8 protein-coding genes and 1 pseudogene are annotated in these 9,007 nt (G+C 69.0%); 6 read left to right on the top strand and 3 right to left on the bottom strand.

The window, feature by feature from the left end:
* Both AB0E67_RS28290 and AB0E67_RS28285 read left to right on the top strand, forming a co-directional pair.
* Positions 1-153 (top strand): annotated as a pseudogene (locus AB0E67_RS28290) (IS701 family transposase); the annotation flags it as partial.
* A 364-nt stretch (positions 154-517) separates the two neighbouring features.
* A complete protein-coding gene (locus tag AB0E67_RS28285) occupies positions 518-1,015 on the top strand; it encodes a GNAT family N-acetyltransferase (protein WP_362031791.1) in 498 nt (165 codons plus the stop codon).
* A gap of 23 nt (positions 1,016-1,038) precedes the next feature.
* On the opposite strand, the gene AB0E67_RS28280 is transcribed toward AB0E67_RS28285, so the two are convergent.
* Positions 1,039-1,644 carry a DUF4937 domain-containing protein gene (locus tag AB0E67_RS28280; protein ID WP_362031789.1) on the bottom strand — a complete coding sequence of 202 codons (606 nt, stop codon included), beginning with the start codon at positions 1,642-1,644 and terminating at the stop codon, positions 1,039-1,041.
* A 308-nt stretch (positions 1,645-1,952) separates the two neighbouring features.
* Between AB0E67_RS28280 and AB0E67_RS28275 the strand changes: the two genes are divergently transcribed.
* The 3 genes from AB0E67_RS28275 (at position 1,953) to AB0E67_RS28265 (ending at position 3,702) form a co-directional block, all read left to right on the top strand.
* Positions 1,953-2,489, top strand: a complete 537-nt coding sequence (locus AB0E67_RS28275) for a TerD family protein (RefSeq protein ID WP_362031787.1) — start codon at positions 1,953-1,955, stop codon at positions 2,487-2,489.
* Positions 2,490-2,710: 221 nt separating this feature from the next.
* Positions 2,711-3,358 carry a phosphotransferase gene (locus AB0E67_RS28270; protein ID WP_362031785.1) on the top strand — a complete coding sequence of 216 codons (648 nt, stop codon included), beginning with the start codon at positions 2,711-2,713 and terminating at the stop codon, positions 3,356-3,358.
* Positions 3,355-3,702, top strand: coding sequence for a hypothetical protein (locus tag AB0E67_RS28265; protein WP_362031783.1), 348 nt, complete (start codon positions 3,355-3,357; stop codon positions 3,700-3,702). Before AB0E67_RS28270 ends, AB0E67_RS28265 begins: the two co-directional genes overlap by 4 nt.
* Before the next feature lie 180 nt (positions 3,703-3,882).
* Here AB0E67_RS28265 and AB0E67_RS28260 read toward each other — a convergent pair whose 3' ends face one another.
* Both AB0E67_RS28260 and nrdR read right to left on the bottom strand, forming a co-directional pair.
* Complete coding sequence (locus tag AB0E67_RS28260; protein ID WP_362031781.1) at positions 3,883-6,780, bottom strand: vitamin B12-dependent ribonucleotide reductase; 2,898 nt, start codon at positions 6,778-6,780, stop codon at positions 3,883-3,885.
* A 164-nt stretch (positions 6,781-6,944) separates the two neighbouring features.
* Entirely contained in the window at positions 6,945-7,457 is a 513-nt protein-coding gene (nrdR, locus tag AB0E67_RS28255) for a transcriptional regulator NrdR (protein ID WP_362031779.1), read from the bottom strand.
* 724 nt (positions 7,458-8,181) lie between these two features.
* On the opposite strand from nrdR, the gene lexA reads away from it, so the two are divergent.
* Complete coding sequence (lexA, locus tag AB0E67_RS28250) at positions 8,182-8,976, top strand: transcriptional repressor LexA (protein ID WP_073789716.1); 795 nt, start codon at positions 8,182-8,184, stop codon at positions 8,974-8,976.
* Positions 8,977-9,007 lie beyond the last annotated feature (31 nt).

Below are 9,007 nucleotides of genomic sequence, written 5' to 3'. Positions count from 1 at the left end.
TACCGGGAGATGAAGCAGGCCCTGGGCCTGGCCCACTTCGAGGGCCGCACCTGGACCGGCTGGCACCACCACGTCACCCTCGTGTCCGTCGCTCACGCCTTCTGCACCCTGCAGCGGCTGGCCAGAGCCCCAAAAGACGAGGCGCCGGCCTGAGCCTCTACCAAGTCGTCCGTGAACTGCAGACCCTGCTCGCGGTCTGGACCGGCGCCTGCCCCACCTGCCACCGCGACATACCCACCCCAATACCAACCTGACCAAGCACTACTAGTGCCGTGACCGGCAAGGTTTGCCCGGAAGGAGCGTCGTCCGGTGCGTGCGATCGCAAGGCGGCCACAAGCCCTCGAATGGGGGCTCCCCCGCTCGAACGAAGTCGAGAGCTCGGGGAAGGGCTACGTGGGCTTTTGGCCAACGCTGCGAGCAATGGGGTCTCCCCTGCTCGAACGAAGCTGAGAGCTCGGGGAAGTGCCGGACGACGCGACGGGGCAAACGTTGCCGGGAGCGGCACTAGGGTGAGCGGATGATCGAGGTTCGTCGTGCCGGGCCGGGGGACGGGGACGTTCTGGGCGAGATCCACGCCACGGCGTGGGAGATGGCTTACGCGCCCTTCTTCGACGCGGAGTTCGCCGCGCGCGGCATCCGCAGCAGGCGGACCCGCTGGCACGCGCGGATCGAACAGCGGACGGGCACGATCCTGCTCGCCGAGGAGGACGGCCGCCCCCTGGCACTGTCCGTCCACGCACCGTCCCGGACCCGGCCGGGTCTGGCCGAGATCCACAGTTTCTACAGCCATCCCGACAGCTGGGGCAGCGGCATCGCCACGGCGCTGATGACCGGGACCCTACGGCTGCTGCGCGACGACGGCTTTCGCCGCGTCCATCTGTGGACGCTGCGGGACACCCCGCGCTCCCGCCGCTTCTACGCCAAGTGCGGCTTCGCCGAGAGCGGGGCCACACGCCTCTTCGACTTCGGCGACGGGAACCCTCTGGAGCAGGTCGAGTACGAACGGTCGTGCTGAGGATCGCGAGGATCCGCCCGTCGTCACACCGTCCAGGACGGTTCGAGCCGTACGACGTCGCCCGCCACCGCCGCCACGTCCTCCTCGACCTGCGCCCGCTGCGTCAACCGCTCGATGCTGCCGGCCCGGTACTTGCCGCGCTCGGCACTCGACTGCCACATCGACAACACCAGGAACTCGTGCCCCGGTGCTTCCGCGAACACCCCTCGCACCATGCCGGGCGAACCGGCCATCGCCGGGTTCCACACCCGCTCCTGCATCAGCGCGAAGTGCTCGGCACGGTCCTCGTGCACCGTGCTGTGGGCCACCCTGACGACGTCCACGTCGGCGAAGCGCGGCTCGAAACCGGTCTTCACGTCGAAGCGGTGCTCGAACAGCTTGACCTGGACGCCACTGCACGTACCGGACTGCGGGGCGGCCAACCGGTCGTGCTTGCGCGCCATGAACGAGTCGTAGAAGACGCGGTTGTCCCAGAAGGCGAAGACATGTGCCACATCGGGACGTCCTCGGCTCCACCCACCGCCCTGTCCGCCGAATCCCGGCTCTCCCAGCAGCTCCGCCCACTTTCGTTGTTCCCGTTCAAAACCCCGGCGGTCCACCACGGTGCAACGAATCCACTTGACCAGCACTGCGCCATCGTACGGTGCCGGACCTGGCCGAAGTCACTCCCGCGCACGGTCATTTCGAACCGGCCTGTCGTGAAACGGAGTTGCGGGGCCATGTGCACCGTCGTCGCACCAACCCCCGTTTCCCCGGCCCTGATTCGTGGTACGCGCGCGAGGTGATTGCCGTTCACCCCGACCGGGACTCACGCCGGACGAGATGGCCCGATTCCGTCGCCGTGGGCCAACCCGGTTGGTTCCGCGGCCGGTTACGGACATGATCGAGTGGTATGAACGGCCCGACAGCACAGCGGCGCACCAAGGAGGGAAGTCCGATGAGCACCCCCAACAAGGACATCGAGAAGGTCGAGGTCAGGCTCAAGTGGGATCCCAGCCCTCATGGCGCCCCGGACCACGATCTCGACATCATCGCGGCCACCTACCGCACGGACGCGCCCTACGACGCTCCCGCGTATCTCGTGCACTTCGACAGCCGGTCGCCGGACGGCACCATCACGCTCAACCGTGACAGCAGGACCGGTCAGGGCTTCGGCTTCGACGAGGTGATGACCCTGGAACTGGACCGCCTGTCGTCCGCGTACGCGCGGGTCGTCGTCGGGGTCGCCATTCAGCAGCGCGACGGCCGCAAGACGTTCGGCGACATCGAGAACACCGTCGTGCAGGTCAGGGAGGGCTACACCAACCTGTCGGAGGACGACTTCTCCTCGGTGGGCGACGCCACCGCCGCGACCGTCGCGGAATTCGCCCGCGGCGCCTCGGATGTATGGGAGTTCCGCGACACGGTCAGGGGCTTCGACGGCGACCCAGAGTCGTTCACCACGGCGATGGGAGGCCGTCCGCCCGCGTCCTGACCCGCCGCCCGCCGCCCGCCGCCCGCCGCCCGCCGAGGAAGGCACGACACTGCGCTGCACGCGCAACCGCACGGCATGGTGGTCGATCGCGGCCGAACCGGACGGGCTGTCCCCCACCACGCGGTGAGCGGTGCGCCGACGGTGCGGGCTCCGCCTCGGTCGGGGGCTGCGGAGGAGGTGTTCGGTGGCACGCGCGGAGAAGTCTTCAGTAGGTTCTGCGGATGCGGCCGTTCGCGGATGTCGGAGACCTGTCGGGGCTCGTGCGCGACGCGCTGGGGACGGAGTGCCGCATCGTCGCGGTGGACCGGTTGCGCGGGGGAAGCAGGAAAGGGGTCTATCGGGTCCGCCTCGACGGAAGCCACGCGGCGAGTGTGATCATCTGCAGTTGGGCCGAAGCCGAGAACTTCTGGTCGGGCGCGCCCGAGTCCGACCCGGCCGACCCGTTGGCGCCCGCCTCCGGACTGGTCCCGTTCCGGACCGCACAGCGGAGCCTGAACAGCTTCGGGGCACGGGTTCCACGGGTACTCCTGGCGGACGACAGTCGGCGCCGGTACCCGGCGGACGTCGCCGTGGTCGAGGACGTCTCCGGCGGCACACTCGAAGCGCTCTTCGAAACCGACCCCACGCGCGCCGCGGGCGCCCTGGGGGAACTCGCCGGGATGCTCGAGGCGATGCACCGGTACCGGGCCCGGCACCACGGCAGGCCGGACCTGCTGGAGCGGGGCGGCTCCGCGTCCGAGATCTCGTGCGAGCGACGGATCCTCGACCGCGCCCTGCGGGCCCTCGACGAGGCGGCGGGGCGCGACGACAGGATCACGCCCGCTGACACGGCCCGCGCGACCGCCTGTGGGAACTGGCCGGTCGGGTGAGCCTTCGTGCGGAATACGGGCTGATCCACGGAGAGCTCGGACCCGACCACGTCCTGGTGGACGCCGACGGTCAACCCGTCCTGATCGACATCGGGGGCCTGATGTACTTCGACGTCGAATGGGAGCACGTCTTCCTCCGGCTCCGCTTCGGCGAGTGGTACACCGCACTGGCCCGGCCGGGTCTCGATCCGCAGCGCCTCGATCTCTCCATGCTCGCCATGCGTCTGTCGCTGGTGGCCGGTCCACTGCGTCTCCTCGATGGTGACTTCCCCGACCGGGCGCTCATGCGGGGGATCGTCGAGCACAACCTGGAAGAGGCGCTGGCGCTCCTGCCGCCGGTGTAGTCGGCAGCTCCACTCCTTCCGCTCACGGTGCCCCGGCGCGGCATCGTCGAATCGGCGCGCCGCCCCGGCCACGGGCACGACGAAGGGGATCGACCGATGGTCGATCCCCTTCGTGTGCTGCTGGTCAGCTACAGGTGCGGCCTACGTCGGACGGCGCGTCCGACGCGATTCCCGCCGGCCTCAGCTGCAGCCGCTGGTCGAGCCGCAGCCCTCGCAGATGTAGCAGGACCCGGCGCGCTGCATCTTCGTGCCGCAGGAGAAGCAGAGCGGGGCGTCCGCGCTGATGCCGAGCTGCATCTCGACGAGCTCCGCCGAGGTGTGCGCCGTCTTCGGGGCCGGCTTCTCGGCCTCCTGCACGGCGACCACGGCCTTCAGGGGCTCCTTCCGCACCGGGGCGGACTGGGCCAGGCTCTCGACGTCGATCTCGTCGTCCGAGGGCTCGTACGAACCGGTGTCGAGGTGGCGCTGACGCTCCTCGGCCGAGTGGATGCCCAGCGCCGAGCGGGTCTCGAAGGGCAGGAAGTCCAGCGCGAGGCGGCGGAAGATGTAGTCGACGATCGACTGCGCCATCCGCACGTCCGGGTCGTCCGTCATGCCGGCCGGCTCGAAGCGCATGTTGGTGAACTTCGAGACGTACGTCTCCAGCGGGACGCCGTACTGCAGACCGACCGAGACGGCGATGGAGAAGGCGTCCATCATGCCCGCGAGCGTGGAGCCCTGCTTCGACATCTTCAGGAAGACCTCGCCGAGACCGTCGTCCGGGTAGGAATTGGCGGTCATGTAGCCCTCGGCGCCGCCCACCGTGAAGGAGGTGGTGATGCCCGGACGGCCCTTGGGGAGGCGCTTGCGGACCGGGCGGTACTCGACGACCTTCTCGACCGCTTCGCGGATGGTCGCCTCGCTCTTGGCCGCGACCGCGTCCGTGGCGGACTTCTCCTTCTCCTTGGTCTTCGCGGAGAGGGGCTGGCCGACCTTGCAGTTGTCGCGGTAGATCGCGAGCGCCTTGACGCCCATCTTCCACGCCTCGAAGTAGATCTCCTCGACCTCCTCGACGGTCGCCGACTCCGGCATGTTGACCGTCTTGGACAGGGCGCCGGAGATCCACGGCTGGATCGCGGCCATCATGCGGACGTGGCCCATCGGGGAGATGGCGCGCTCGCCCATCGCGCAGTCGAAGACCTCGTAGTGCTCGGTCTTCAGGCCGGGGGCGTCGATCACGTTGCCGTGCTCGGCGATGTGGGCGACGATCGCCTCGATCTGCTCCTCCTGGTAGCCCAGGCGGCGCAGGGCCTGCGGGACGGTGCCGTTGACGATCTGCATCGAGCCGCCGCCGACCAGCTTCTTGAACTTGACCAGGGCCAGGTCCGGTTCGAGGCCGGTGGTGTCGCAGGACATCGCGAGACCGATGGTGCCGGTGGGGGCGATGACCGAAGCCTGCGCGTTGCGGAAACCGTTCTTCGCGCCCAGGCGGATCACGTCCTGCCACGCCTCCGTCGCGGCGGCCCAGATCGGGCTGTCCAGGTCGTCCATGCGCACGGCGGCGGCGTTGGCGTCCGCGTGCTGCTTCATGACGCGCTGGTGCGGCTCGGCGTTGCGGGCGTAGCCGTCGTACGGGCCGACCACCGCGGCGAGCTCCGCGGAGCGGCGGTACGAGGTGCCGGTCATCAGCGAGGTGATGGCACCGGCGAGGGCGCGGCCGCCGTCGCTGTCGTAGGCGTGGCCGGTCGCCATCAGCAGGGCGCCGAGGTTGGCGTAGCCGATGCCCAGCTGACGGAAGGCGCGGGTGTTCTCGCCGATCTTCTGGGTGGGGAAGTCGGCGAAGCAGATGGAGATGTCCATCGCGGTGATGACCAGCTCGACGACCTTCGCGAAGCGCTCGGAGTCGAAGGACTGGTTGCCCTTGCCGTCGTCCTTGAGGAACTTCATCAGGTTCAGCGAGGCGAGGTTGCACGAGGTGTTGTCCAGGTGCATGTACTCGCTGCACGGGTTCGAGCCGTTGATCCGGCCGGACTCGGGGCAGGTGTGCCAGTGATTGATCGTGTCGTCGTACTGGATGCCCGGGTCGGCGCAGGCCCAGGCCGCCTCGGCCATCTTGCGGAAGAGGGCCTTGGCCTCGACCTCTTCGATGACCTCGCCGGTCATGCGGGCGCGCAGCCCGAACTTGCCGCCGGACTCCACGGCCTTCATGAACTCGTCGTTCACGCGGACCGAGTTGTTGGCGTTCTGGTACTGGACGGACGTGATGTCGTCGCCGCCCAGGTCCATGTCGAAGCCCGCGTCGCGCAGGGCGCGGATCTTCTCCTCCTCCTTCACCTTGGTCTCGATGAAGCCCTCGATGTCGGGGTGGTCGACGTCGAGGATGACCATCTTGGCCGCGCGCCGGGTGGCGCCACCGGACTTGATCGTTCCGGCGGAGGCGTCGGCGCCGCGCATGAAGGAGACCGGGCCGGAGGCGTTGCCGCCGGAGGACAGCAGTTCCTTGGAGGAACGGATACGGGAGAGGTTCAGACCGGCCCCGGAACCGCCCTTGAAGATCATGCCTTCTTCCTTGTACCAGTCGAGGATCGACTCCATGGAGTCGTCGACGGACAGGATGAAGCAGGCGGAGACCTGCTGCGGCTGGGGCGTTCCGACGTTGAACCACACCGGGGAGTTGAAGCTGAAGATCTGGTGCAGGAGGGCGTACGCCAGTTCGTGCTCGAAGATCTCGGCGTCCGCGGGCGAGGCGAAGTAGCCGTGCTCCTCGCCGGCCTTGCGGTACGTCTTCACGATCCGGTCGATGAGCTGCCGCAGACCGGTCTCGCGCTGCGGGGTGCCGACGGCCCCGCGGAAGTACTTGCTGGTGACGATGTTGACCGCGTTCACCGACCAGAAGTCGGGGAACTCGACGCCGCGCTGCTCGAAGTTGATCGAGCCGTCGCGCCAGTTGGTCATGACGACGTCACGGCGCTCCCAGACCACCTCGTCGTACGGATGCACGCCGGGGGTGGTGTGGATGCGCTCGATGCGCAGCCCCTTGCTCGCCTTGGAACCCTTGGCTCGGGAACCTCGTGCCGGGCCGCTCGCCGTCTCTGTCATGCCGCCTCCCATATGTGGGCAAAAACGCCCTGAAGTGCCCAGAACTTCCCAGGGCACAGTCTGTCTCTGCTGCTCCGGGCGCCACGAAGGACGCCCTGAGCGGGTTCAAAAAGCCGCTTGGCCGCGCCGGCCCGCGGACACGCCGCAGAACCGGCCGGTGCCGCTCAGTCGGCGGCGACGGCGGGAACGGGGACCTCAAGGGCCACGCCGGTCCCGCGCTCCTCCGTGGGAGGCCGCCGTTCGCGGAGCTCCGCGATGGCCGCCTCGAAGTCTTCAAGTGTGTCGAACGCCCGGTACACGGACGCGAAACGCAGGTATGCGACGAGGTCGAGTTCCTGCAGAGGGCCGAGGATCGCCAGGCCCACGTCATGGGTGGTCAGCTCGGCACTGCCGGTGGCGCGCACCGCCTCCTCGACCCGCTGGCCGAGCTTGGCGAGGGCGTCCTCGGTGACCGGCCGCCCCTGGCATGCCTTGCGCACGCCGGAGATGACCTTGGTCCGGCTGAAGGGTTCGGTCACACCGCTGCGCTTGACCACCATCAGCGAGCAGGTCTCCACCGTCGTGAAACGGCGGGAGCAGTCGGGGCACTGGCGGCGGCGGCGGATCGACGTGCCGTCGTCGGTGGTGCGGCTGTCGACGACCCGGCTGTCGGGGTGCCTGCAGAAGGGGCAGTGCATGGCTCCCAACCCTCCTTCACAGCACGACTGAACAGCCTCGGCAGGGCCCGTCGGGGCCCCTCGAAGCAGTCACAAGCATAGGCGATGGCCACACCCCTGACGGACCAGGGACCACAACTTCTGGGCGGCCGGAACAATCCAACCACTAGATCTTGGGTTCCGTCGCGCATTTGGCCCTGTGAGCGTGTCGCGGTTCGCGGACAGCCGACAGGGGGCGTGCGGCCGTGGACGAGGGTACGGGAACGGCCCTGCCGCCGAAATCGCGGGGCCCTTCGCCACGCCCGCGCGGCGTACGGCCGGAGCCCCGAACCGCCACTCCGCGCCCGCGGACGCTACCGTAATGACCCGCGTCGCGGGCGGTCCGGATTCACCTCCACAGCCCCGCCCGCCCCACCCGTGCACGATCCGCCCCACGCACGCACCCGCCCGCACCCGCCCGCACCCGCCCGAGGACGAGAGGGCGGGGCCACCGGTCGCACGAGGCACGGCCGCCGACACGCGCAGCCACCGCCACGCACGGCCGCCGGAACGCAATGCGCCCACACCCGACGGTCGCACGCCACCGGCACCCGTTCGCACAAACACCCGGCAACGAATCCACATACACCCAGCAGTTAGCTGGCGACAGCCTTTTATTCGTTTTTCACTCGAACGTGTGTTTGGCGCAACCTTTCGAAAGCTACTACCGTTGTCCAGCCAGGGAGACCATTCGAGAGGGGCCGACGTGACCACCACCGCAGACAGTGCCACCATCACCGCCCAGGACCGCTCCCAGGGCCGACTTGAGCCGGTACACGCCATGAATGACCACCTCACGAGCACGGAGGGTCCGGAGCCCATGCGCCCAGCGCGCTCGTTGCCCGGCCGACCTCCAGGCATCCGGGCGGACAGCTCGGGGCTCACGGACCGGCAACGGCGCGTGATCGAGGTGATCCGGGATTCCGTCCAGCGGCGCGGTTACCCGCCCTCCATGCGGGAGATCGGTCAGGCGGTGGGCCTGTCCAGCACGTCGTCCGTGGCCCATCAGCTGATGGCCCTGGAGCGCAAGGGGTTCCTCCGCCGCGACCCCCACCGTCCCCGGGCGTACGAGGTCCGCGGTTCGGACCAGCCCAGCACCCAGCCCGCCGACACGGCCGGCAAGCCCGCGGCGTCCTATGTGCCGCTCGTCGGCCGGATCGCCGCCGGTGGTCCGATCCTCGCCGAGGAGTCGGTCGAGGACGTCTTCCCGCTCCCCCGCCAGCTGGTCGGCGACGGAGAGCTCTTCGTCCTCAAGGTCGTCGGTGACTCGATGGTGGAGGCGGCGATCTGTGACGGCGACTGGGTCACCGTGCGTCGTCAGCCCGTCGCGGAGAACGGCGACATCGTCGCCGCCATGCTCGACGGCGAGGCCACCGTCAAGCGCTTCAAGCGCGAGGACGGCCATGTCTGGCTCCTCCCCCACAATGCCGCGTACCAGCCGATCCCCGGTGACGAGGCGACCATTCTCGGCAAGGTGGTGGCGGTGCTGCGACGGGTCTGACACGTCGCAGGTCCCGACCGGGGCCCCGGGA

It is taken from the genome of Streptomyces sp. NPDC032161 (assembly GCF_040636995.1).
Classification (GTDB): domain Bacteria; phylum Actinomycetota; class Actinomycetes; order Streptomycetales; family Streptomycetaceae; genus Streptomyces.
The sequence above is the reverse complement of the archived record's forward strand: the minus strand, read 5'-3'. Positions and strand labels throughout refer to the sequence as shown.